This is a genomic window from Pedobacter frigidisoli, assembly GCF_004331675.1.
Taxonomy (GTDB): Bacteria; Bacteroidota; Bacteroidia; order Sphingobacteriales; family Sphingobacteriaceae; genus Pedobacter; species Pedobacter frigidisoli.
The window spans coordinates 1-25,289 of the sequence record NZ_SJSN01000028.1; the positions used below are offsets into that span (position 1 = coordinate 1).

The following is a 25,289-nucleotide window of genomic DNA, read 5'->3' on the forward strand; positions in this document are numbered from 1 at the left end:
CGTGCACTCAAACAGGCAGTCAAACGCAACATTCAGCGTTTTCCAAACGATTTCATGTTCCAGTTGACAAAAGAGGAATGGCAGCAGGTTATCACAATTTGTGATAACCTCCCGAAGTCGGCAAAATTCAGTCCGGCGACCCCTTTCGTATTCACTGAACAGGGTGTAGCCATGTTATCCAGTATCCTGAATAGTGAGCGTGCAATTAATGTCAACATTCAAGTCATCCGGATATTTGCACGACTCAGGAATATGGTAACTGATAATACCCAAATTCGTCTGGAGATAGAAAAGATAAAAAACAAGCTGGAAAACCAAGATAAGAACATGGAAATTGTTTTTCAATACCTTGATGAGCTATTAGCGCTTGAGGAAAAGCCAATTCCCAAACGAAATAGGATCGGGTTCAAACCGGATGAACTATAGTACCTAGGGGCGGAATTGCATTTCCTTATATGCCATAGTGAAAATCCCTAGGCAGTGAAGTGGGCTTTCACAGGCCGAAAATGCGGGAGGGCCAGATCTCGCAATAGTAGATTGAAAACAATTTAATGATAGCAGAAAGTAATATCAGCTAATACTCTTGCTTTCCGTTATCTACTTATTTTTTTGGTTTCTGTCTGGTTACTATAAAAGAAAAGTTCAGGAAGCTGATCATCTGGTTACAGAAGAAAAGCATATTAGTCATGTCTTCTCCTTCCGGAGATTCAGCTTCCAAATGAACCCAGCCCTTGTAAAGTTCCCATAAATTTGCCCTTGCCTCGTGCAATGGAAAATTTACGAAAAAATATTCCATCTCCGAATCTGCATTTTCAATTTCTTCATCAGAAAGTCCTAAAGGTTGATAATCGAGTAGTTTCTTAATTTCTTCCATGTCGCCGTTGCTATTTTATTTCAAGCTCATATTGTTTTTTGATTTCATCTACGTATGGATCAAAATGTTCCTTATAATAACCTTTAGGAACCTGAATCCTGAAGTTTTTCTGGCTAAAAAACAGAACTACCCTAGAATCCGTTTCGCATTCCAATAGATACCAGACAGTGTGGTTTGAAGAAGAACAGATGAAAAACGTGGCAATCCTATCCTCGCAAAAAAGAAAAGTCTTTCCCTTTACCCTGAACCTCAACTTAAGCTCGTAATAATCACCTTTATCACTAAGTAAAAAATTTAAGCGGGGTACTTCAACTGAGAATCTGGCAACCTGCATATCCTTTTTCATAGGTTTCTTCTGAATATTTCTCATCCCATAGGTAAAAAGATAATGTGTAAATGGCTCCCTGGATAGCATTGGGAGTGCTTTATTGAATAGTTCGAAAATCTTCCTCTTATTGCTGAAATTGAGATCGTCTATTTCGTCAGAACGTTCATCACTGTCTCCGTATTCCCTAAACTGAATCCTTGCAATTTTCTTCATCTCGTAGCAGATGCTGTTCAGCTCAGTTTGATTTTCGGACAGTTCAGATTGTTCAAAACTATCGTCTTCTTCGAAGAGAAACCCCGTGAAAGATTTTACATTCTTATTATCCGCATTTAAGGTAAAGCTATACGGTATCAGAAAAGGATAATGGTTGGAATGGAACCTGACAGGATCGGTATTTGCAAGGCAATAACCAATAAGGTACTCATCGTTTAATGTAGTGAAACCATTAGTCGCCTGTTTTCTCTCCAATACCTTGCGTTCGGATATATGCAGGAAATAATCATCTGGCCTGAAAAAACCCTTAAATTCTTTTTTAAGTCTGATGTCTACTCCATACCTATCACAGATTACTTCAAGATATTTTGGTCTTCCGGTCGCTTCATTAAAACATTCCGGCCAATAATATTCCTCAAAGTCATGAAATTCATTCCATAACATCGCCCTCAACGTCCGGTAGGCATATCTTCCTAGATAATTTTCATCCGTATCAGTATTACAACTTACCAATAAATGATCATACTCGACCTTTAGGTAAACTTTTACAGGTGGCTCATTTTCAAGCTTTACACTAATTGTCAATATCCCCTTTTTAAATGAAAGTACCTTTCTTTCAACCATGTAATATGGTCGGTTCCCGGCCCGAAGTTCAGTGTTTGACTCCAAAACATTTAACCTCAATATGCGGGTACTCTTATCAAACGGAAGTTTATAGAACTGGGATTTAGGTTTTCCGGCAAGCATCATTTCATCAGCCATTATCAGTTCCTCCTTTCTCTGCTTCCGCCTCTTCAAATTCGGCAGTTAAAAGATTGATCTTCTGATCACAAAGATCTTTGGCGAGAATTAAAAAATGATGAACTAAGCTATATAGTTTATCAGCATCGCCCATCTCGACATAGAAATTATCTTTATACCTGGCGTGGCTGTAACTATTCATGAGTTTCTCAAAAAGTCTTCTATTTTCTGTCGTTCCAAGCAAAAGTGCTCTTGGCTGCTCCGAGAAACATGCACAGATATCCAGTAACCTGCCCAAATGATGAATATCCGACCTGTAAGCCATAAAAACCCTGATCATGGCAATGCAGGATTGCTCAACAACCTGGTGAAGCATAAAAACGCACACATTAAATTTTTCATTACTGTAGCATTCCCCTGCTCCGTCCAAAAATCCCTGCGCCATTGGAATCCTATGGTATAGATGCTTACAGGCTTTTTCAAGAGACATCTTTTTATCAAGAATATATTCAGGAAACAGATTCAGCGTACCATCATGACTATATAGCTGAATGCCGGCATTAAACACTGCTATAAAAAATCTGTTGTTACCTGCAATAGCGGTTTCTACGCTCTCTTGGCTATGAACAAGGATCGTGATCTTGCCATGGTTAAAATGCGTATTTACATAATCCTGAACGCCATGCTCAATTCTTGTGGTGCCCTCAATTACCATTAATAAGTAATAGTGAACATTGCTGCTCGTCTGTTGCGGTGAGAAGGAAGTACAAGAATTCTTTATGGAACTTACTTCACCGAACTTAAGAATATGCAAGGGCGTGAACCGCTCTGTAAGTTCCTTAACAAAATTGGAGAACGGCGCTTGCCGGCCCTCCACTGGCTTTAATGATTTCTTTTTCATATCTTCATGGTTATTACGAGAACCAATTTCGATTAGAAAAAGTACGTATCGAACCATTAATGGTTGTTAAATACAAGCGCAGGGTTGTTTTTAACTGTCGGAATTTTTTAAATATATTTGGCCATGGAAACCTCAGAAAAAACGAACAGAATGCATCTTGGTAGAAAGATAAGCCGTATCCGTGAACTACGTGGAATGAAACAGGAAGCGCTTGCTGTTGAACTTGGCATAAGCCAACAGGCTATTAGTAAACTGGAACAGAGTGAGGTAATTGAAGATTCAACTTTAGAAAAGATAGCCAATGTGCTGGGAGTAACGTCCCAAGCTATTAAAGAATATTCCGATGAAGCGGTTTTCAATATAATTTCGAATACTTTTCACAATACTAGCAGTGATAACTCAACATTAATAGCCAGTTCTTTAAATTATCAGCCAACATTTAATACTATTGAAAAGATTGTAGAGCTTTATGAAAGGTTGCTTGCGAGCGAGAAAGAAAAAAATGATTTACTTACGAATAATAAAAGTTCGAAAGCTAATTAGCTGCATAAATATATACAGTTCAGACATAATTGCTACGAATGGAATAGCTCAACTACAATAACGAAAACTCGAGCATAACGTTGAAACAAGCATACATTGTTAATCTACTGGAGAAATTTAACCGATTGAGTATTCATCACAGTGCAGCCCTGAACTTAATATAAGTTTTTAAAGCGGTCCATTCACCGAAGCTGGAAGATCAGCTTTGTTTTCTCACTGCTACGAAGTGGCAATTATAAAATCATTATAGAATCTATGCCGCTAAATCATCAAGCTAGGAACATTCGAGATCAGATTGCTATGAGCAGTGACCTATCGAAATTGTTCTTAAAACCCTAAAGTATATTCAGAAATGCTTAATAACCAGTCCCGATATCCACAAATATCAAATAATAATTCTATGATATCCCATCTTTTGCTGGAATAGGAATCTGCAAGAATTGAGAAGGAGTACATAATTGTGTAACGGGTTACCTTGGTTTCTTACCAACTCTAATATGAGCTAAAATAAATTCTCCTAAATCATTCACCCGTAAATAGCTTTATACAATATTTAGGTGTTAATCAGAGTTGCTCAATCGAATTATTTTCTACAGAAATTATAACTTCATTGTGAAACTGTTCGACCCGCTTTAAAATTACCTCTAAATAATTTTCACCGAGATGATTCCTTAACCAAATTATTTCATCCGTAAGAGCTTTAACTTCTTTTTCGTTAGATTTATCTGTAAGATTTTTTCTTGCCAATCTGCCAACAGACCTACTTGAAAGCGTCCGGTATTTTTTCAAATCTGTTATTAACACTTTCATAAAATCAAGTAGTGTTTCTTCATTGCCTTTTAACAATTTTAATGCTGTTTTTAAATTATTTAAAGCTCTTACTTCTAGAGAAATTTCTGTAGTAGTCATTTTCTCCCTAGCTTTGTAGTTTTTGATAGCTTCATAATTTGGCCAGAAATGCTCTGATAAACGTAACCTTTCCTCATCAAATTCGCATTTAACATTCTCCACCAAATCATCAAAAATAATGTCTCTTATTTCCGTAAAAACACCGTCCTCTTGTTCAATAACTTGAGCAAAGAGACTTAAACCTTTTCTTCTCAATACACTCAATTGATATTTTTCAAATCTCTTTGCAGTTTTAACTCTAGCTGGTAAATTTTCTATCTTATCAATTATTTCAGGATATTTTTCAGCTATAAGCTTAAATTCATTTCTAACTATAGTAGATATATTTAATTCTCCTTCTTCATCAGGATTCTGATTGAGCTTCTGAAACAAACCAGAAGCGGTCGGCTCTTCAGCTTCATCAAAGATCTTTGAGTCTTCTCCTAAAGAATTATGGATTAAAAACATCTTTTGCTCTGCTATTTCTCTTGACTTTACAATATCTGCACCTGTTATGGTAGGAAAAAAATTATAAATAAAGAGACTATCAAAAACCTTTGTTCCAATTCTATTAATACGACCTACACGCTGTATTACTCTAGTAGGATTCCAAGGGATATCATAATTAATAATTACACCAGCTCTGTTTAAGTTAAATCCTTCTGATAGTTTATCAGAGGTTATAATCAGATCAAAATTATCAGTTTGTGTGCCCTTATATTGTGCATTAAAATCAGAGTTTAGATTTTTTGCTAAATCTTTTGATACATTACCATCACAAATTAATAAGCGATGGCCAAATTGATTTCTAAAATACGGCTCCAAATGCTTAACTGTATCCGTATATTCTGAGAATAAGATTACTTTTCTATTGGGTTCTTTTATTAAGATATCTTTAATCTTGTTAGATACCTCTTCTCTTTTCGGGTCATTATCAACGATATTTAAGTGCGTGAGTTTAAATTTAATCTCTTGGAAGATTAATATGTCATTTTGGATATCTGCCAAAAACTCATCTTTTCTTTGAAAATTGTCTATCTCATAAACTGTCGTATTTTTCGGTGTCTTTTTATTGAGAGTACCAGAACTGAATTTTATTAAATTTTCTTCAATTTCTTCTTCCGAAAACTTATAAATGTTTTCTATAAAAGCTCTATCTAAAATATATTTATTGCCAGAATTTTTAATAAACGTCGCTACTGTACTATGCACATTTAGAAACCTGTCGATAGATTTGCTAAACGCACCAAATGAGCTTTCAAAACGCTTAACCAATAATCGACGCATAAAATCAAATAAATTTCGCTGTTGTTGAAAAGCTCTATTTCCTTTTTCATCCAACTTATCTTCGTCAAGAATTTTTTCGTAAGCAAAAGGCTGATAAATCGCTCCTGTAAACCTCCCTTCTGGTGCAAAATACTCACTTACAACTGCATCATAAAAAATGCTTTGTGTTGGTGTAAGCTGATAGAATAACTCAATTGGATTCTCTACTTTTGATAAATCATTCACCTCCCGACCATAAACAAAATCTTGCTTTAAATCTAACCGGTTTCTTCTAATTACTACTGATGATATGATTTGTTTTATTTGGTTAGCTAAAACCTTTGTGCTTTCTCTAACTTTTGCTAAGTTAATTGGCTCATCTGCGATAACTATTTTGTAAGTACGCTCTGCCTTTTGGTATTTTGCATTATCTTTTGAATTATGATTTTTAGTGATATAAGATAATTGTTTGAAACGATAATTATAATTGCTAAATACAGCTTCCAAGTTGTCTTCTACAGTTATACCAGATTTACCTGGAATAATAAAAAGTTTAAGCAGAGAAAAAATATCGGTGGGCGAATTGTTAAATGGAGTTGCAGTTAACAATATAACAATTCTATTACGGCAAATATTCAAAAGTGCTTCGTAATCTGCTGTATCTTGATTACGAAAATAATGTGCTTCATCAATAATTAACACATCTATTCCTTTGTTATCTATTGTTTCCGCAATCTGTTCTAGGCGGCCCCTACTTTGTACATCCCAATCATATAGCTTAAATTTATCTACGTACTCCCACCAACCTGTATTATAAATTTTATCGCCAATCAAACCAGGTGGGCAAATTACCATTCCTCGTTTACCAATATTCTTTGCAATAAGCGATGCTATTACGGATTTACCCAAACCCACCACATCAGCAACAATAACACCATTATATTCTTGTATAATAGTTAACGCTTGGTTAACTGCATCTGTTTGGTAAGCGTAATTTTTAAATCCAATAGTTGTTAAAAGGTTTTCTATCTCAGGCTTTATTTGTTTTTGCAATTGTAAATCCAAATAAGTTTTTAAAATCAATACATATGCTTCAAAAGGTGTAACTGTAGCTACTTGGCTTTTGTGTTTTACAAATTCAATTAAGAATGCTTTTCTACTGTCAACTTCGGATATTTCAATTGCTTTTTCCCATAACTCGTCAAAATAAGCTTCGGCTTCGTTAAACCCATAGTCTTTGATTTCTACGTTAAATTCTTCTTGACCAATTAACCCAGCCTTTGTGAGGTTACTACTACCAGTAATAAATTGTCCATTTGTGTTTTGGATTTCTGCTTGTTCTTGTTTTAAACGAAATAGGTACAATTTAGCATGGTTTGGGTTTTCTGTCTTACGGATAATTAGCCGTCCTTCTTCTATCATTTGCACAAAAAACTCTACTTGATTGTATAGGTCTTCGGTATCCATTTCGGCATTGTTTAAGGCAAATCCTAGAGAGGTTATAAAATTTTGAAATTTATCATCACTAGATAGCTCGCTTTCATCACATGCAAACTCCAATGCTTGATGCAAATGCTGACAAACCTGTAAACCAACCAAAAGCTTTAGTTTTAAGGTCGCGTCTTTCTGTAAACTTTTAAAAAGTTCATTCCAACCAGAAAAATAAAAGAAACCAACTAAAAACTTTAATTCTTCGCTAATACCAATTAAGGTGCTTAACCTACCTTTTAAGCTTTTTTTTGTTTTATTGTTCGTAATAAAATTATTTGCCATTACTTATTTCTCATCGTTAATAAAAATGCAAAATAAGTAAAATTAAGTTTCTGACGTGAGTCTGCTCACTACAAAACTACTAACAGTGAGTCTATGTACACCTACTATACGACCAATAGCGCTATGAGAAACTTTTTTCTTCAATAAATCTTTAATTCTATTTTCTTGGCCAGTAAGTTTAGTTTTTGAAGATTTACTTCCTTTGGGACGACCAAGTATAACACCCTCAGCTTTTTTCCTAGCTAAAGCTTCTTTAGTTCGTTGTGAGATTAAGTTCCGCTCAATCTCTGCTGACAAACCAAAAGCAAATGCTAATACTTTCGAGCTAATATCATTACCCAAACGATAGTTGTCTTTAATTGTCCAAACCTGAATTTCTCGATTCATACACTCGTTTAACACGCCCATTATCATTAGCAAATTTCTGCCTAAACGTGATAATTCAGAACAAATTAGAACATCTCCTTTTTCCATTTTTTTCAATAGCTTTCCTAATTTTCTGTCATTCACACTTTTCGAACCAGAAATAGTTTCTTCAATCCATTTACTAACTACCATTTCATTTATTCTGCAAAAGTTATTGATTTCAAAACGTTGGTTTTCTACAGTTTGTTTATCTGTGCTTACTCTAATATATGCGTAAATCATAGTTGTCTATTTTAAATAAATTATTTTGGGTTTAAAATAGTGTCTTTTAAGATATAATAAACGGTGAATTTTATTCGACAACAACTATTTATGGATACGTTAAAAAAGAGGCTGTTTTGGTAAGTTATAAATCTCTAATGGCGATTCTAAACTCTAAGTTATGTTGGTGGTATTTAATGAATACTGGAACTGTTTTGGCTAATGGTTATTTTAGATATAAGCCTAACTATATAAATCCATTTCCTTTTCCAATAATTACCAAAGAAGCATCGGAAACATTAAATAAATTAGTTAATGAAATTTATACCTCAAGACAAAATAAAGCAAATAGTAACGTACCTCAATTAGAAAAAAAAATTGATTTTATAGTGTATAAGTTATATAATCTTACACTAGAAGAGATAGAATTAATCAACAACAAATAGATATTAACTATCACTATAACAATGCATTATCCTCTACTATGGATATTTCTTGAGTTGTTAACTGATAAAGTTCGTATATGTAATTATCTATTTCTTTTTCTTGGATATTGGTGCTTTCTTCACTTTGCCTATTTTTTTTCATAAGTATTTCTTTTACCAAATTTTCAATCGCTAAATGAGTTTCAACAGAAATATCACCAGATACTGGGAATGGTAAAATATAGTTGGTTTTAAAGGTATAGTAACCTCCCCTCAGAACATATCCAGTTTGCTTAATAAAGTACCAAAATAAATTGGAGTTAAATAAGCCAAGCCAGAAAAAATAACTCTCTTTTATATTTTCTTTTTTTATATAACCATAGACTTTTGTTGTCGAATAAAATTCACCCTTTTCGTCATACGAAAAATTTCCTCCCAAAGATATTTCAGGAGCTACTAACTTTTCTTTGCAGAACAGGGTTAAATTTTTTGGATAAATGTATCTGTACCAAAAACTGTCTGTTTTTAATCTCCCTTTTTCTCTATCACGTAAGACATCTTCACATTCTTTCAAATATGAGTAACCCAATGGAAATCTACTCTTTATTTCATTTTCTGTATAGAGGTCTGCATTCCCATTTGTTAACTTATAGGGAAAAACTACAACTTTGTTCGTTTTAATATCTTCGTACCTATGTACACCGTCACCTTTTAATAGAGGTTTTGTGAAATCCATTTCAATGCTAATAATTCTATCCAACTGCTTTGAAAAACCATTAACCAGATTATTATCAAAAGTGCAATCATATAAGAAATAGACATCGTCTTTACTTGTTGCCAATCCTTGAAAAATTTTCTCAAAAATATCACTTATTCTTTTTGGCTGTAAGTTAAGCTTTTCAATAATCTTAGACTTAGCCTTGTCAGTTAGCGTCCAAATATCTTTATTTAGTTTATGGTTAGGAATTAATGTAGCATCCTTATCAGTTAAGGAACTTAGATATAAAGAAAGGTCTTCATTTGACTTAAGGTCTCTATCTAAACCAAAATAGAGTAGGCTATCTGAGCCTTGCTTAAACCACTGTAAGCCAGTATAAGTTGAGGCATTAAAGACCTGATAAGAACCAAAGTTGATTATTTTACAGGCAGACTTTTTATTTGATACGACTTGGCGTAATCCTGCTCCGAATGAAGCATTCGTCCATTTAGTTGGCATTATATAATTTGCTATACCATGTTTATTGACAAGTGACAAAGCCTTTTCTAAAAAAACAGTGTATAAATCAAACGAGCCACTTGCAGAGACAAACTCTTTCGTTAGGAAATTTGCAAACTCTGGATTTGCTTCTCTTATTCCCTGTATTCTTAAATAGGGAGGGTTTCCAATCACTAAGTCAAAACACCCTTGTTTTTCAGCTTCGCTTTTCAATCCAAACATCCATTCTACATCGAAAAATGGCGAGCTGGCATTTTGGTCGTAAGGGTTCCAATTCGCTATTGTTTCAATTTCCTTTTCAAAACCTACATTTAAAGTTTTGTTGTTTTCCTTTGCTATTTCAGCGTATATAACTTTTATATGGGCATCAACCTTTGCACGTTCTTCTAAGTTTTTATCTACCCTAAACATGCTTGGGTTTTTAGCCTGAATATCGAACATAGAGACCTGAGAATGTATCTCTGTTTCGTCTACCCAAAGTTCACCAATAAAATCTTCACGTTTATTTTTTAGTTGAATAATTTCATTTTCTAGCTTTTGTAAATATGTTATATTTGGTTTGCTGGCATTAGCAGAAACATAGGTTTTAATTTCATCCCTTAAATTTTCGTCTTCAATACGCAAGGTCTTTTTTTGGTTTGCAGATTTTGCGTAAAAGTGTTGTCTTCTCACCTCCCAAAGTTTGGTTTTCATTTCTTCCAATACTTTGTCGTTTAAATCTAACATGTTTTTATTGCTAGCTTTTAAACCAATTAAAGTATTAGCCGAAACAAACTTAGTTTCCAGATTGGGCAAGGTAATCACCTTGTAGTTCTCTTCAGGCTTGGTTAAATCTATTTCTTGTTGTTCTACAACAAGGGATATAAAGAACCTTAACTTGCTAATTTGAACTGCTATAGATTGAATATCTATCCCGTATATACATTCTTCGATTAAGTGGAGTTTCAAATCGTAGATTGAAGTTTCATTGTAACACCCCAATTTCTCTAAAACGTATACCATTCTGTTTAAGATACCCATAGGAAAGGCACCCGAACCACAAGCTGGATCTAAAATTTTAATTTCTTTGAGTTTGTGAGTTATATTGGCACAAAGTACCTTATTGCTTGCAAACTCGCTTGCTATACTATCTTCTGTAAATAAACTACGTATGTCTTTTTCGAGAACGTTTGGAAAAGCATCAATTAGATAATAAATCAAGCTTTCATCAACCATATAACTTACGATTTCTCGTGGAGTATAAAATGATCCAGATTGCTTACGAGCCGTTTCTTTGGTTTCTGGATTAAATGCGCCTAACAAGTTCTCAAAAACATTACCTAATAATTCCGGATCAAGAGCTACTTGGATTTCGTTTGGAGCATTTTCTTCGACGGTGAAATTATACCGTTCTAAAAGTGGAATAATACCTTTCTGTTCATCAAAAAAAACACAATTAGGTATAAATGCTCTATGCTTAAAATTGCCATTCGTTGATTTGGTTGCATTTCTGCTAAACCCATCCAAAGCATACTTTACACCATTCTGTTTTAGTGTTTTATCTAAACATTCAAATAGTCCTCCATTTAAAAATGGCACTGCTTTAAAAAGATTTAGTATTTCTGTTTCAGAGATACTAAACATTTCAGAGTACCGATATAATGTTTTGATATCACGGTCACTAACAATTTTTGCAAATCCTCTCTCTTCTATTGATTTGTTTAACGTGGCAAAAAATAGATTTTGTAAAATTGCATTGTAATAGTTGCCTTCATTTACACTTTTTGGATCAAAGTTTTCTAGCACTTTATCAATCTCATCTATATCAAAAAGTTGGCTTGGCACTAGATCCTTTTGTTTTATAAACCAAACAAATAATATTCTTGTAATTAGCCTAATAATCTGTTCCTCTAATTGAACTCTGTCATCTTCCGCTATATCAGTATTGTTTGGAAAGGTTACGCCAACTTCTTCGGAAAGAGTCCATTGGTACCACTTAAAAAGTTCATCGTAAAATTGTTTAGTTAGTTTCTCAACTGAAAAAGCATCCTGTATCTTATCTAAATCAGAAAACTGACAAGTATCAATTCTTATTTTAAAGGTTTTATTTTGCTTGAGGGGTTCTACAAAGTATGTGTAACGCTTCCATGTAGAATATTTATTGTCCAAACTACCATGATGTTTGCGTAAAAAAGAAAACCTAAAATTTCCAGCATCATCATAAAAAACGAAAATAGCACCATCCTTAAAATCTTCCTTTAATAAACTCTTCGCAATCTCAAACTGTATTTTTTTTGAAGAACGCTCTGTTAAGGACTGATTTGATTTGCAACAAAAAATCAAAAGTTCATCACTGTCGCTAAACGTAACCTCACCAACTTTAACTGGATTTAAAAAAGTTCCTCGCCATTCGGATTTTAGTTCAAACTCCTCTTTAATCGGCTTAAAGCTGGAAATTTTAGATTTAAAGAAATTGCTAATGGAAGATGGTGAAATATTATTGATTAGGTTTTGGAGAGCATTCATGGTAATAGGCATAACTATAATTTAGGTAATCATGCCAAGATATTAATAATGTACGTTATTAAAAAAAATTGTCCACCTAAATAAGAAATGAATTTATTTTTATTCCACATCTGATAATTTATGTTAAATATGAAATTGTTCTCAATAGCGAAAAGAAGAAATAATTTGAGATAAATGATGAGCACTTGGATTTTTAGTGCTGCTCGGTAAATAAAAGAAATCGGACATTTTCAATTTAGTAGCCTTTTTTGTTAAATAGATAATCCTGGTGTACCATTGATTTTCAAAATCATAATCGTTATTGTTTTGTCAAACCTACCTGCTATGTCCCTGTGATTGTTGCAACTTTTTACGCCTACGTTTCTCAGCTTCCTCAGCAGAATCTGTCTGTGGGGATTCGTAGGTAGGTTCCATCAAGATTTCCAATAGCCCAATGCCAGCATCTTTTGCAGTAGCCATCATATCAGTAACATTGGCAAAAAGTCCACTTGAAATTCCTTTCGTCAAACCATCTATACTGATATCTCTTGAAATGTCAGTATACAGTTCGGAGATCATCTGCATCTGGGTTTTCTGTTCTGGCGTTCCGTTCTCCATAACATTTGCATAAATAAACTTATCCTTGAGTCCTCTCTCGAAATTGAATAAATTATCAAACACTTCCTCACCAGACTGTTTAAATGCACTGCGGTTAAATTGCCCTAATTTTGCAGAATGTTTTTCATTCTTACCTTTTGAGTTATTTTGAGGACTAAGCTTAACTTTATTGCTTAAATCTTTACGACTCACAATCACTTGAACGTGCATTTGTCGTTCTTCTTTTCGATCGCCCTTTTGCTTTATTCCATTTTTTACTTCTTTATCTGTATGCTTGTAGTAACGGGAATTTTCAACCTTGCCAAACCATAAAAGATCGGTATTGGTATGGATACCTGGTCTTTTAAAATTCTTAGCATATTCGTTCATAACTTTTACAGCAAATTCTTTGAGTTTCTCTTTTGCACCACTCTCACCATATCGTTTAAAAAGGTGTTCCAGCTCCTTTTGGCTCGGACTGATATTAATCAGAAAAAACTTACTGTCATCACGGCCAAGCTTTGCAATATTATTATCGATTTTTACCCGGACTTCCTGTCTTCTGATATCGTTTCTTACACCATTGAACCAGTTTTCGTAATCCAACACTGAATTTTTCCCATTCTTCAGGTCATTCTCCTTTTCCAGATAATTGACCAAAGCTCCGCTACTGCCTTTGTTATTTCCTGTTTCTGATGCTGTGATGTTGATGTACATAGGCTAAATATTTTCAACAGATTTTCTGACATGGCTTTGCAATTCCTCCTTTTTAGCAGCCGATACTGGCCATCCTAAAGATTCTCTTTGATTGATGTAATAGTTAAGTATTTCTCTAAAACTAGATTTCAGTTTACTTTTTTCATTGTAGTACTGGTGTGTTCTGGCAATTTCTTTTTCCAGTTGTACCATACGGTTAGAAATTCCATCACTTTTCTTTTCCTCTTTCTGTAGATGCTGCCAGATTATTTTGAAATATTCTGTATGTTCTTTTGCAATTATCATGAGTCCGTTACCATCGGTAAACATCGGTAGCAGAAAATCCTTTTCCTGCTTTTTGAAAAATGATATTATCCTGTTCACTCCGTTAACCAGCTCTTTCTTAAGTAACTCGTCGTTGAAATCGATCGGGTCTTTTTTTGTACCATAAAAATAATTTACCATCTGTATAACCACCAATTTTTTTGGTCTCCCCAGTTTCACCGAAATTTTTTCCAGTTTTTCATCAGTTGATTTCGGGTATCGCACGGACTTAACATTGATATCTTCCATTACTATCTCTTTAAAAGTTCTTCTCTAATGCTATATTAAGTTCCACTTCACTTCCCAGCTTTGGATGCCATGAGGGTTTATATTTAATAAAGCCACTTTCCTTCAACTCCCTAATATTTTTGTGGTATGTAGAAACAGACTTTATCCTTGAAAATCGCATAAGTGTTTTTCTGCTTACGTTAAATGGAAGTGTTGGATCCTGATACTTACAACACTGAACCAATGCAATTAATATGCTTAAATGCGTTGGAAAAAAATGTGGCTGTTGTGACGCACGCGCAAAATATCTTCGCAACCTTTTGTGGTACAAATTTTCATCTTTCTTCATTTCATTTCCCCTCCATCATCTTTTCAATTTTTTCCCTACTGTAAAACATAGTTCCCCCAACCTTACGAAATGGCAAATTGCCATTGATACGCAGGTTCTGTAATGTTCCTGGTGAAATATTTAGCATTTTCCTTACTTCAGAACTTCTCAACCATGATTTATTTGAGGCGCCACTGTTAGTTTTTAATATATTTTTCATTTCATTCAGCATTTCTGTTTTGAACTGCTGTAAGTCATCCATTGTAATGATGTCCATCTTCATAATTTGCTCCTTTCATTCTGATATATGCATTAATGCACATATAGATATATTTTTTAAACCTAAATATTTGGTATACCTCAAAGTATACCGTTTACTGTTTTAGTCGGCTTGAAAAGCCGACAAGTATCCCCGGAGGATACTTGAAACCCCTGTAGCGATAGCTCAGGGCAAGCAAGTAGGGCCACTGCCCAACTTCCGCTTGCTCAGCCCCTGAAAAGGGGACTGACTTCAGGGTGCGCCGTTCTACCGATCTGCAAGGGCGTTTGCTAACACCACCTGGAGTACTGCGAATACCTAGTTTTTGTGTTACAAAAACTAGGTATAACAAGCCTGTGTATCAACAGGTACCCGATGTAACTATATATCCCGATATATAATCAGGTACGTATATACCTAGTTATACAGCTACATAGGTGTGCAGTTGCTAGTTAAAATACTTAGGTTACTACTGTGGGGGACTTTCGTGCTTTGGTTCGTCTTTGTACTGGCCAACCCACTGGAGTAATTTGTTTCGGGAAAACAGCAATTTACCTGCTGTTTTGGAATAAGGAATTTTGTCCTGCCTGACCAGACCATAAAGTGTTGGTCTTTGGTAATTGATCAGCTTTGCAGCCTGCCTTGCATTGAGTAATTGATCTTCGCCGGGTTTGCTAATTTCATAATCCCCGATGGCATTTTTGACAGAGTTTTCCATGATTTCGGAAAGTTCTTCAGTAGACAGGGCTGTAAATAAGATTTTCTGTTTATCCATAATTATTTCGTTTATGGATACAAAGGAATGGAGGGAAATGCCTTAAAATAGCAATGACATTAATGTAATAATTTATGAATTTTAAGGATGCTTAATATTTCTTCGACATGTGGGTTTTTGCCCAAATTGTTCTTCAATACGTCTATGCCTTTGGGTGCATAGGTTGCAAACACACTTTTAATGCTTTCTATTTCGGAAGTTGCAAAGACGGAAAAATAGCGTTTCAACATCGCTACGTACATGATCTGATTTGAGCGTCTATCAAAGTTTCGATTCAAGCTGTAGCATGAATACATCAAGGCAATAAGTACGTTGCGCATATGCCCTCTAGAAATGGTTTTCTGACTAAGCGTACCTGCATGTTTGAAAGCATCCGGAAAAGCCCCTGAATAGAACATTGACCCAAGATATTTTTCAAGTTCCTCTTCGCTAAAAATAGGTTGTTCGATGCCTTTGCCCGTATTGATCGGTGCGGTTAACACCTGCCATATTTTTTTGATATCGGTTACATCACAATAGATTTCAATACGTTCTGGTTCTTCTGTCGATTGGGTGGCGTTGCTCGGCAAATTGTTCGTAGGGGCGTTGGTTTCTGTTTCTGAATGGTTTATAGCGGTTAAAGCGTTTAAATTATTGACCTCAACGTATGCCATGTATAGATTTGCCTGAATGTAGCCTAGATTATAAAACAGGGCTTTATCAAGTTCACCGTCAAAATAAAGGAAGTCGAGGCAGTATAAGCAGAAATTGCGCAGGTATTCGATTTTATGGTTATGGGAAAGTGTGCTATAGGTTATCCCGATATTCTCTCTAAATTCGTTAAGACCATGTCGATACCCCTCAAGAAACACGTTTAGAAGTTCTTCTTTTGCGGGATAACCCCAATTTGAATAAGCCTCAACATCATAATCCTTTAACGTTTGTTCTGTAGTCTGAAAAAATTCAAACAGTTCCAGATCACTTATAAAATAGGCTTGATCGATTCTACGCAGCTCCCTGAATGGAAAATAGCCTATACGTTTAATAAGGTCAAAACGGCTATCATTCTTACTGATCAGTTCGCCATGTTTTCTTACTATGCCCGTCCTCATTTCATTGTAGATATGGCCGGAATAAGGACTGAAATTTTTGAGGTGGTGGAAAAACATAAGCTTCAAAAGTTTATAAGCAAAACTGAATCGTTGTAAAATAAGCTGTAATATTACAGGTTACATCCTTAGTATGAGGATTTAAACCTTTTGGCTTATAACATCTTGACCTTTTATTGTTACTAATGTTGTGTGCGTTTCTCTCTTTTCATCCAAATATGTTATCTGCAATTGTAAGCCATCTAATGCCTCCGGGATTCTATGTTTCAAATATTCATCTGCCTCTTTATAAATCCCCTCCATTCTGCTTATGTATTCAGCAGTAAGTTCCATTTTTCCCATTTGCTGTAAATTATTTATTTTCGGCAATCTTGAAATTTGGCTAAATTGATGATTTGAAATTTGATCAACTTGTATATTATAAGCAGGATAACTTGAATTATTATAGATAAATAATGAATATTCCCAATCCAATTTCCAATAAATTATTGGGTCAGTATCAAAGCCAATTATCATTACCTCCTCTCCATTTTCGCCGACCTCTCTTGGATTCTTGTAACTATATCCCTCATTCCATCTCCCGCTACTGTTATATCTTAGGTCAACTTCAAGATAGGGGGATCCTTCATGCTTTTCAGCTGTAGAACGCTTACCCCCTTTTATATTCTGATACATTTCTAGTTCAGCTTCCGCTTTCCACTTTTTAAGCAGTTGTACGGAATAATTCTCATAATCTTTATCTATAAGATCAGAACAGTTACTACAAAGCCAAAGCCCGTTGGAAATATCACTTCTCTGGACTGAAGTCATACTTTCATCATATCTTGCCCCCCCACCAGCGGCGGCACAAATATGCGCTGCTTCGCCTACACTGGTAGATTTATTTTCCTTTTCATTTGGCCCAACAGTATAGGCTCTGCAATTCGGATTACTACAGCGGTAGCCTACTCTTTCTGCTAAAATCCTAGTGGTACTTTTTAAAAAATTGTCTCTTTCCATTTAAATAATGCTTAATTCACCAAAATTAAATTAGAATTTATGAAATATTTTTCAACGGTTGGTCGGTAGCAACGCAAATTCTGATATTTTTTCTTATAGGCTCATCAAGATTAACAGCAAATAATTCGGTTTCAATATCCAAATTAAAATCATTTTCGTCTTTTGAGCTAAAAAACATCCTCAATGGCTCACCAAATGCCTTTATAGACAGTTGTTGCTTCAAATCTCCAAGGTCTTCACTAATCTCATAATAGTCTGGAAATTCTTCAACGAAGGGGTAGCCCGAATTAATTATTGGATATTTATTATTAGGTTTTTTAGGTAACTCTTCAGCTAATAACAAGTTTTCATGTTTGGGCAGTTTTAGTATCAGCTTCACATCTTTAAGGTAGCTTGTGCCAACGTTTTTTATAAAAACATTGATTTTTTCCGAATTTTTTTCGAGTAGAAAATAATAATCTTCATCGTAGTATGTTCTGGTGATATTTTTGAGGTTTTTCCTCAACGTGGTGATAGAGCGATCCTCATAAGATGTACCACCACCCATCAAATTAAATTGGGCTATTCTCATCATAGACATTTGATCAATGTAATCTTCATCTCGTTTAATTGACCCAATACTGTTGTATTTCTCCAATTCCTTAATCTTAATTTCTATTATTCTCTCAATCTCTTTGGCTTTCGATGATGAGGGTAGGTTTTCACGGTCTATTTTTTTCCTAATAACATTTAAGTTTGTAATGATATTCTCCCTGGCAAAAGATATATCTATATCACCTGAAAATTTATGGCTTTGATATCGTTTGGCATACATTTGTTCGTAATGAGACCTGAATAAACGCATTTGTGTTGTGCCCATCCGAATGAAACCTTCTCCCCGTTTTAAAGAACTATTTTGAGCAATAAAGTCCTTCTTCATCAAGTATGGTCGGTTTTCACATTTAGTTATTTTGATTATACCTAACAATTTCCCTCCATAATGATGAGCAAAATAATCTAAACGTATTTCTGGTTCGATATTGTCAATTATTGTCTGCTGAATAGATGCAGAATCAATTAAAGTATCAATACCTACTATATTTCTTCCAACTGCATCAGGCTTCATACCAATAATAATATATCTATCGTCCTGAAGGTCCGCATTGGCCATAGACATTATGTCTTTGATCAAACTGATTGTTTTATATTTTGTGTACTCTTCTAACTTGAAATCTAAGCTTGTATTCTCGTTCTCAAACTCGATAAGGTTATCTAATATGCTCATACTAATTGTTAACCTCCATTTTTAGTTGATTAATATTTTCAATTTTTATGACTCGTGTGCTAATATTTAACTTTTCATAGGTTTTTTCTGCCTTGTATTTACAGCGGTCATCATTGGTGATGAAATAATCAAAATGAGCGGCATAAAAAGTGTGTAACCCATCATCGAACATATTGTTAAAATGACCGTCACTTTTATATCCCGCCAAATCAAACTTAAAGAAGGTTTCAACGATTTTGGAATATAACTGGTTATCACTTGTTTTAGTGTTTGGTGTATACCTCTCCAACAAATCAGTAATTCCTAAATGCTTGGGTAAATCAGGATATGACTGATTTATTGATTTCAACATTTCCTTATTGCTTTTGATTTTGTTGATGCCTGTAACTAAATATGATTTAAAAGCTTTATAAAGTCCATAATCTGACTTTAGCCGTGCTTGAAAATTGAAAATATCAGCTTGCAGAGCATACTGGTGGTTGTGTATTTTTGATAAAGGGAACATAATTCCAAACATTGGCTCTTTATAACCCAATTTGAAGTTAGGAGGTAATGGTATGAGTTTGTAAAGTATATGCGCACTTTCCATTTCAGGAAAATCTTTAAAAAGATCTTCGTAATTGTTAGGAATGTCGTCCCATTCATCCACTTTGCTTTGAAAAAAGTCAAATATATCACGATAATGCCAAGTCACTTTTGATTCATCCCAGTACTGACAGATACATAGATTTTTAGTAAGCTTTCTGATATTTTCCAGGTGACCATTAATATATTCTGGATTTTTCTGATACCCGCGAAAAAGGTCATTCAAATGAGCGTTAGAAAAGGCTGTTGTGACCTGGTTACCCTCAATCATACCTAACAAACTTTCATAGTATCCTTTTTCAGGTTTTTCGAGTCTGTGTATCTTCTCAATTTGGTCAAAAATATTTAAGTCTAAATAAACGTTCATAAAAAATCAAAAGCTGTAAACGGATAAAAAATGATTAGATTAATTGTTGGAACAGTTTAATACCGCCGTTAATTAAATAATACCAAGCTTGACGAGTAGTTTTCTATTATCCATAGGCTTATCTGGTCTTATCTTTAATCTTCTTATTTGCCTACTACTATTACTGATTCGGCTGAAATAGTTTATAGGAACTCCAAATAACTCCACACACTTTTTTAAATTCTCTTTTATATCAGATCTTGTCATTTTATTCTGATCAATTTCGTTCATCAGATGATAAAATGATGGCCAAAACAATACAGATTTTTCAAAAGGAAGGTCAATTGGTGTTCCTATTAACGAAAGCACTTTACAAGTAGAAATTATTCTGCTGGCTATGTCTCGATTTCCACCTTTACAGGCCGACATGAAAACCCGCTTATTTTCTAATCCCCCATGTAATATAACTTGCAAGTCTGCATTAGATAATTCTTCTCCGTTTATTGTAATTCCAGTATTGCTTGCATGACAAGATAGATGTAGGTAGCGAAATTGAGAAGTTTTGAAATCCATTATCAACCTTTTGAAATCAGCGATAGTATCCGCCCAGCTATAAATAGAGTCAATTTTGCATAATTCTAAAATTGCACTGAGATTTTCTCCATCGGCAAAATCGTTGCTCCTCAAAGATTCGATAATGTAGACGCCATAGTTTGTTTTTGTATTTTTTACTGCCATTCTTAAGAGCTTTTATTTTTTGAATTTAATAATTTCGTATCGACCCGAAGTAATATTTCAAATAATTATTTCAATTCATTTCTGAAGCCACTTTTTAATGACATGAGGCATGCCTGTAAGTATATAATTTTTATTTAGTCTTAATACTAATTATATTAGTAATATTGTTATTTCGATTATGTTTTCCTAAAAAATGAAGCAAATGTTTTATCGTTACATAAATATTATTTCCGCAATTCCTTAACTAATAAGGGTTATTAGCGTAAAAATCACTTAATTAGCATTTGAAAAAAAATGTTCTCAAAGACAATGGGTCTGTCGAGTATACTGCTACTTCAAATTCTAACCGAATGAGTGAAACAAACTTTGAAGCTAAGGAACCTTCTTTAGGCTATTATTATCAATTAAGAATAGGAGTATATCTCATTCTTAAGGCAAGAGATAAGCCTAAAACTATAATAAAGATTGAAAGTCTTGATGATGTTGTTTTACACGATACAAATTCAATGAACCTCTATCAAACTAAATTACATATAAATTCTGTTGCTAATTTGACCAACTCAAGTCCTGATTTTTGGAAAACAATTAGAATATGGAGTGAGAATATCCTACTGGGCAATGTCATTCTGGAAAATACTCTTTTTACCTTAATGACTACAGCAAGAATTGGTAATGGTTCTTTTATTGAAAATTTGAAATTCGAAAATCAAATTCGAGATACTGGAAGCATATTAAAATCAATGCTAAAAATAGCGGATGAATCGACTAGTTCGACCAATGCCAAAGCATATGAAGCTTTTAAGAAGTTGTCAGAAGATCAACAAATTCAACTTATTAATCGCATTAATGTACTTGATAATTCGTTATCTATCGATGAAGCACTAAATCTAATTCAAGCAGAATTACGCTATGCAGCCCATCCAAAAAAACTTAATTCACTCATTGAACGGCTTGAAGGTTGGTGGTTCCAGCTTTGTATTAATATGCTTCAAAACAAAATTGAGAATATCTCCCTGCAAGAGTTGCAAATTAAAATTGCAGGCATCAATGACTCTTTAATGGAAGATAATCTTCCTGACGATTTTGCAAGTCCAATTGATATAGACGAAACAGAATTAGAAGACTATAATGAAAGAATTTTTGTTAACCAGCTAAAGATCATAGCTGTTAAGTCAAACATGGTTAGAAGTGCTATTAATGACTTTCACAGAGCCTTTAAACAAAGATCAAAGTGGCTTAGAGAAGAACTTACAAGTATTAATGATGAGGATTTATTTGAAAATAGATTGGAAGATCATTGGAATAATATTTTTTCAATGATAAAAGACGAATGTGAAGGGCTTGATGAAGCTAATCTTATGAAAATAGGTTATGATTTTTATAAAAAATTCTATGTAGAAAAAGTACCACCCATAAAAATAAGAGAACGCTTTACCTCCGAATATTTAACTAGAGGTAGTTGTCATATATTATCAGATAAAAAGAGAATCGGCTGGCATCCAAATTATAATACCTTACTTAACGATATATGATAACAAAAACCTGGGAAAAAAGATCGATTATTACAGCTCACTTGTTAAATCCTGCCTTTTGCGGTGAAGTCATTCGTAGAACTATTGCAAGTTTTAATGATAATGAAAAGGAGATAAAATTTCCTTTCATATTATCATTTCTTATACTCCCTATAGTTCTGCATAAAAGGACTAGAGCAAAAATGCCCCTAAGATCAAGTACCTACTTTCATTCTTGGGTAGAAGACAATGAACATCTATTTATAGATTATGCTGAAAGAGCTAGGCAAATGATGCCATATAGTAAAGAAGCGATTTCTTTTTTGATGTTGCAGAAAGCAATAGTTATTGAAGATGACGGTAGCATTTCATCTTCCAAGTATAAAAAGGTAACACCAAAGGGGGATAATACAGAAGAAATTAATGAAATATATAAAAAGGCAGAACTTTTAGGGAAATGGCTGCGATTAACGGGTAACCCTCAAACCATATTTATGTTTTTAAAAATCAGACCTTAAATGCAGATTAAGAATATAACACTTTACAAAGACCAAGATAATATTAGAATCCTTCCTTTCGAGATAGGCAAAGTTAATATTATAACAGGAGAATCTAAATCTGGAAAAACAGCTTTAATTGATATAGTTGATTACTGCTTGGGAAGTACAGAATGTAAAATTGCCGAGGGTATTATTAAAGATCAAGTTTATTGGTTTGCGATAACCATAGTCTTTGATAGCAACGAAGAGTTTTTTATAGCCAGATTAAATCCTAATGTAAGAGGGACACAAACGGTATCAGAAATATATCTTGAAGAGGGACCTTTTGAACAATCACCATCCTTTGACAGCATTCATAACAATAGTAATGTTGCAGGATTGAAAGAATTATTATCTCGTAAACTAAACATAGCAGAGAATCTCCAAGTCTCAGAATTTAATACAAGAGATGCACTGGAAGTGAATTTTAAACATTCCAGAATATTCTGTTTTCAGCCTCAAGGATTAATTGCTCAAAGGGATTATTTGTTTTATAATCAAACTGAACCGTTCGTACCCCAAGCAATTAAAGACAGCTTACCTTATTTTTTAGGGGCTGTTAGAGAAGATAATCTTAAGATTGAACAACAAATTACCCAAAAGAGAAGAGAGCTTAATAAACTGAATCGTGAAAAACATGAGGCAGAAAAGATTCACTCTGAAGGCATAAGTAAATCATATTCTTTGATAGAAGAAGCAAAACAAATAGGTATCTTGAATAAATCTGTACTTGTTACTTCTATTCCAGAGGCTCTTAAAACTTTAGATGGAATAAAGGATTGGGAATATGAAATTAATATTGAACCTACAGGGGAAAATTCTGCATTAAAGGAGTTGATTGATAAAAGGAATTCTTTAAAAGAAGAACTTGGTAATTTAGAGGATACAATAAATGCTACGCAGAGTTTCGTCAATAATAATTTTTCATATTCCGATGAAGTAGAACACCACAAAATTAGACTGGAAACAATTCACTTATTTGATGAAACAGATCAGGATCATAATGTGTGTCCGCTATGCGATAATCAACTATCTATTGAAATTCCTAGAGTTGATGCAATTTTACACTCACTTAGTACGCTCAGCAAAAACTTAGAATCAACTGTGAGAGAGAAACCTCGCCTTAATAATTATTTAAAGGAACTTGGAGAACAACAAGAAAACTTTAAATCAGAAATAATTAAAGTTGAGCAAAGCCTTTCAGCGTTGTATGCTGAAAAAGAAAATGCTAGGACTTTGAGAGATTTAAATTTAAGAAGAGGCAAAGTAATTGGTCGAGTTAGTCTTTTTTTAGAGAGTGTTGATTTCACTGAAGATAAATCAATTGATCTCAAAATTGAAATGCTAAAAAAGGATATTGAAGATTTATCCATTGGAATCGATAAAGAGACAAAAGATGAAAAACTAATTTCCATTTTAAGTAAAATAAATTTACAGATGAGTAAATGGGTCGAAAAACTGGATGTTGAGTATAAAAATTCACCAATAAGATTTGATATAAATAAACTAACTATTTTTGCTGATACAATTAATAAACCCATCGGTTTAGCACAAATGGGTAGTGGTGCTAACTGGGTATCTTATCATTTACTTATACATTTTGCTCTTCACCAACATTTTATTCAAACGAATAGGCCTATCCCTCACTTCTTAATGCTGGATCAGCCATCACAGGTATACTTCCCACCTGAGAAGGATATAGATAATACTGGGGAAATTAGAGAAAGCGCAGACGAAATAGCCGTAAAACAGATGTTTGAATTTATTATTGATACAACTATTGCGATGGAAGGCAAATTCCAAGTAATAATCACAGATCATGCATTCCTGAAAACCGATAAGTTTAGAGAGCATGTTCAAGAAATATGGAGAGATGGAAATAAATTAATACCGGAATCTTGGTATATTGAGTAATTAGCTTTGACAATTTAAATAATAATTGTTATTTTTATATATAGCAATTGCAGCTAAAACGTATTAAAAAAAAAGTGAGTAATTCAATGAGTAGAATTACAAAACAGCCTCAAATACTATTTAAACGCTGATTTTAGCACTAGGTGCAAATCCCAGCGGGATCACAAAAAACCTCACAGAAATGTGAGGTTTTTTTGTTTAATGATTTTTTTTTAAAAATTCATCGCAAAGACATCATTTTCAAAATATTATTAAACTACTTCTTGCAACTTCAAATACGCTCGCGGTGTTTTTCCGGTGTAGGCTTTAAAGTCTTTTAGAAAATGGTTCGAATCGTAGTATCCGTTTCTTATCGCTACTCGCATCAAATCAATATTTTTGTCTCCTAGTAATTCATTATAGGCATGAATAAAGCGCTGGAGCTGGATATATTCTTTAGGCAATAGTCCAATATGTTGTGCAAAGTTTCTTTCCAGCCATTTATAATTTACGCCAACATTATTACTTACGTTGCGTACTGTGATTATTCCGAACAAAGTACACCACATTCCGAGGCATAGTGCACCAGTTTGGTTCTGGCTTTAGCACTAACTTTTTAACCATATCACTTTTTGGACAAAGCGATATTCTGTAAACTTAATGATTTTTTTTATTTCTCATGGATTTGCCCGTAAGTGCAATTCTGTGAGCAGATGCTGACAGCCTGTCCATAATTGCATCTGCAAGTGTGGGTTCATCTATAAAGTTATACCAGTTATCCACTGGCAGCTGCGAGGTTATTATTGTCGCACCGTTGCCGTATCTATCCTCCAGAATATC

23 protein-coding genes are annotated in these 25,289 nt (G+C 34.0%); 6 read left to right on the forward strand and 17 right to left on the reverse strand.

Annotation, left to right across the window (positions count from 1 at the left end):
- Positions 1–426, forward strand: a 426-nt coding sequence (locus tag EZ449_RS21240; RefSeq protein WP_131562712.1) for an ORF6N domain-containing protein, incomplete at its 5' end; no start/stop codon positions are given.
- A gap of 175 nt (positions 427–601) precedes the next feature.
- Here EZ449_RS21240 and EZ449_RS21245 read toward each other — a convergent pair.
- From EZ449_RS21245 to EZ449_RS21255, 3 genes are read right to left on the reverse strand one after another with little or no spacing between them, the layout of a single operon-like run.
- Positions 602–874 carry a hypothetical protein gene (locus tag EZ449_RS21245; RefSeq protein ID WP_131562714.1) on the reverse strand — a complete coding sequence of 91 codons (273 nt, stop codon included), beginning with the start codon at positions 872–874 and terminating at the stop codon, positions 602–604.
- 10 nt (positions 875–884) lie between these two features.
- A complete protein-coding gene (locus EZ449_RS21250; protein WP_131562716.1) occupies positions 885–2,213 on the reverse strand; it encodes a hypothetical protein in 1,329 nt (442 codons plus the stop codon).
- Positions 2,170–3,057 (reverse strand): HEPN domain-containing protein, encoded by an 888-nt coding sequence (locus tag EZ449_RS21255; RefSeq protein ID WP_165499828.1) that lies wholly within the window; start codon positions 3,055–3,057, stop codon positions 2,170–2,172. Before EZ449_RS21255 ends, EZ449_RS21250 begins: the two co-directional genes overlap by 44 nt.
- A 123-nt stretch (positions 3,058–3,180) precedes the next feature.
- Between EZ449_RS21255 and EZ449_RS21260 the strand changes: the two genes are divergently transcribed.
- A complete protein-coding gene (locus EZ449_RS21260; protein ID WP_131562720.1) occupies positions 3,181–3,600 on the forward strand; it encodes a helix-turn-helix domain-containing protein in 420 nt (139 codons plus the stop codon).
- Positions 3,601–4,164: 564 nt separating this feature from the next.
- Here the strand turns inward: EZ449_RS21260 and EZ449_RS21265 are convergent.
- Both EZ449_RS21265 and EZ449_RS21270 read right to left on the reverse strand, forming a co-directional pair.
- Positions 4,165–7,527, reverse strand: a complete 3,363-nt coding sequence (locus EZ449_RS21265; protein ID WP_131562722.1) for a helicase-related protein — start codon at positions 7,525–7,527, stop codon at positions 4,165–4,167.
- A 42-nt stretch (positions 7,528–7,569) separates the two neighbouring features.
- Entirely contained in the window at positions 7,570–8,175 is a 606-nt protein-coding gene (locus EZ449_RS21270; protein WP_131562724.1) for a master DNA invertase Mpi family serine-type recombinase, read from the reverse strand.
- A gap of 56 nt (positions 8,176–8,231) precedes the next feature.
- Between EZ449_RS21270 and EZ449_RS21275 the strand changes: the two genes are divergently transcribed.
- Positions 8,232–8,600 carry a TaqI-like C-terminal specificity domain-containing protein gene (locus EZ449_RS21275; protein WP_225872401.1) on the forward strand — a complete coding sequence of 123 codons (369 nt, stop codon included), beginning with the start codon at positions 8,232–8,234 and terminating at the stop codon, positions 8,598–8,600.
- Between the two features lie 13 nt (positions 8,601–8,613).
- On the opposite strand, the gene EZ449_RS21280 is transcribed toward EZ449_RS21275, so the two are convergent.
- From EZ449_RS21280 to EZ449_RS21325, 10 genes are all read right to left on the reverse strand, one after another.
- Positions 8,614–12,312: an Eco57I restriction-modification methylase domain-containing protein gene (locus EZ449_RS21280; protein ID WP_131562728.1), complete on the reverse strand. Its 3,699-nt coding sequence runs from the start codon at positions 12,310–12,312 to the stop codon at positions 8,614–8,616.
- A 303-nt stretch (positions 12,313–12,615) separates the two neighbouring features.
- Positions 12,616–13,593, reverse strand: coding sequence for a DUF5712 family protein (locus EZ449_RS21285; protein ID WP_131562730.1), 978 nt, complete (start codon positions 13,591–13,593; stop codon positions 12,616–12,618).
- 3 nt (positions 13,594–13,596) lie between these two features.
- Positions 13,597–14,145, reverse strand: coding sequence for a BfmA/BtgA family mobilization protein (locus EZ449_RS21290; RefSeq protein WP_131562732.1), 549 nt, complete (start codon positions 14,143–14,145; stop codon positions 13,597–13,599).
- A 329-nt stretch (positions 14,146–14,474) separates the two neighbouring features.
- Entirely contained in the window at positions 14,475–14,735 is a 261-nt protein-coding gene (locus tag EZ449_RS21295) for a helix-turn-helix domain-containing protein (RefSeq protein WP_131562733.1), read from the reverse strand.
- Positions 14,736–15,180: 445 nt separating this feature from the next.
- Complete coding sequence (locus EZ449_RS21300) at positions 15,181–15,486, reverse strand: helix-turn-helix domain-containing protein (RefSeq protein WP_131562735.1); 306 nt, start codon at positions 15,484–15,486, stop codon at positions 15,181–15,183.
- Between the two features lie 59 nt (positions 15,487–15,545).
- Positions 15,546–16,643, reverse strand: coding sequence for a hypothetical protein (locus tag EZ449_RS21305; RefSeq protein WP_165499829.1), 1,098 nt, complete (start codon positions 16,641–16,643; stop codon positions 15,546–15,548).
- Between the two features lie 72 nt (positions 16,644–16,715).
- Complete coding sequence (locus EZ449_RS21310) at positions 16,716–17,573, reverse strand: hypothetical protein (protein WP_131562739.1); 858 nt, start codon at positions 17,571–17,573, stop codon at positions 16,716–16,718.
- Between the two features lie 37 nt (positions 17,574–17,610).
- Positions 17,611–18,837: an AlbA family DNA-binding domain-containing protein gene (locus tag EZ449_RS21315; RefSeq protein ID WP_131562741.1), complete on the reverse strand. Its 1,227-nt coding sequence runs from the start codon at positions 18,835–18,837 to the stop codon at positions 17,611–17,613.
- A 1-nt stretch (position 18,838) separates the two neighbouring features.
- The gene (locus EZ449_RS21320; protein WP_131562743.1) at positions 18,839–19,789 is read right to left on the reverse strand and encodes a hypothetical protein; all 951 of its coding nucleotides are present in this window, start codon (positions 19,787–19,789) and stop codon (positions 18,839–18,841) included.
- A gap of 72 nt (positions 19,790–19,861) precedes the next feature.
- Entirely contained in the window at positions 19,862–20,506 is a 645-nt protein-coding gene (locus EZ449_RS21325; protein WP_131562745.1) for a hypothetical protein, read from the reverse strand.
- A gap of 350 nt (positions 20,507–20,856) precedes the next feature.
- Between EZ449_RS21325 and EZ449_RS21330 the strand changes: the two genes are divergently transcribed.
- Genes EZ449_RS21330 through EZ449_RS21340 form a run of 3 tightly spaced genes read left to right on the forward strand, consistent with a single transcriptional unit; the run spans position 20,857 to position 24,470 of the window.
- Entirely contained in the window at positions 20,857–22,038 is a 1,182-nt protein-coding gene (locus EZ449_RS21330; protein WP_131562747.1) for an ABC-three component system protein, read from the forward strand.
- Positions 22,035–22,535, forward strand: coding sequence for a three component ABC system middle component (locus tag EZ449_RS21335; protein ID WP_131562749.1), 501 nt, complete (start codon positions 22,035–22,037; stop codon positions 22,533–22,535). Before EZ449_RS21330 ends, EZ449_RS21335 begins: the two co-directional genes overlap by 4 nt.
- A complete protein-coding gene (locus EZ449_RS21340) occupies positions 22,536–24,470 on the forward strand; it encodes a DUF3732 domain-containing protein (RefSeq protein WP_131562751.1) in 1,935 nt (644 codons plus the stop codon). It begins immediately after the preceding gene.
- Positions 24,471–24,721: 251 nt separating this feature from the next.
- On the opposite strand, the gene EZ449_RS21345 is transcribed toward EZ449_RS21340, so the two are convergent.
- Positions 24,722–25,018 carry a helix-turn-helix domain-containing protein gene (locus EZ449_RS21345; protein ID WP_131562753.1) on the reverse strand — a complete coding sequence of 99 codons (297 nt, stop codon included), beginning with the start codon at positions 25,016–25,018 and terminating at the stop codon, positions 24,722–24,724.
- 88 nt (positions 25,019–25,106) lie between these two features.
- Positions 25,107–25,289 (reverse strand): ATP-binding protein (locus EZ449_RS21350; protein WP_165456441.1); only part of this gene is annotated, 183 nt, incomplete at its 5' end.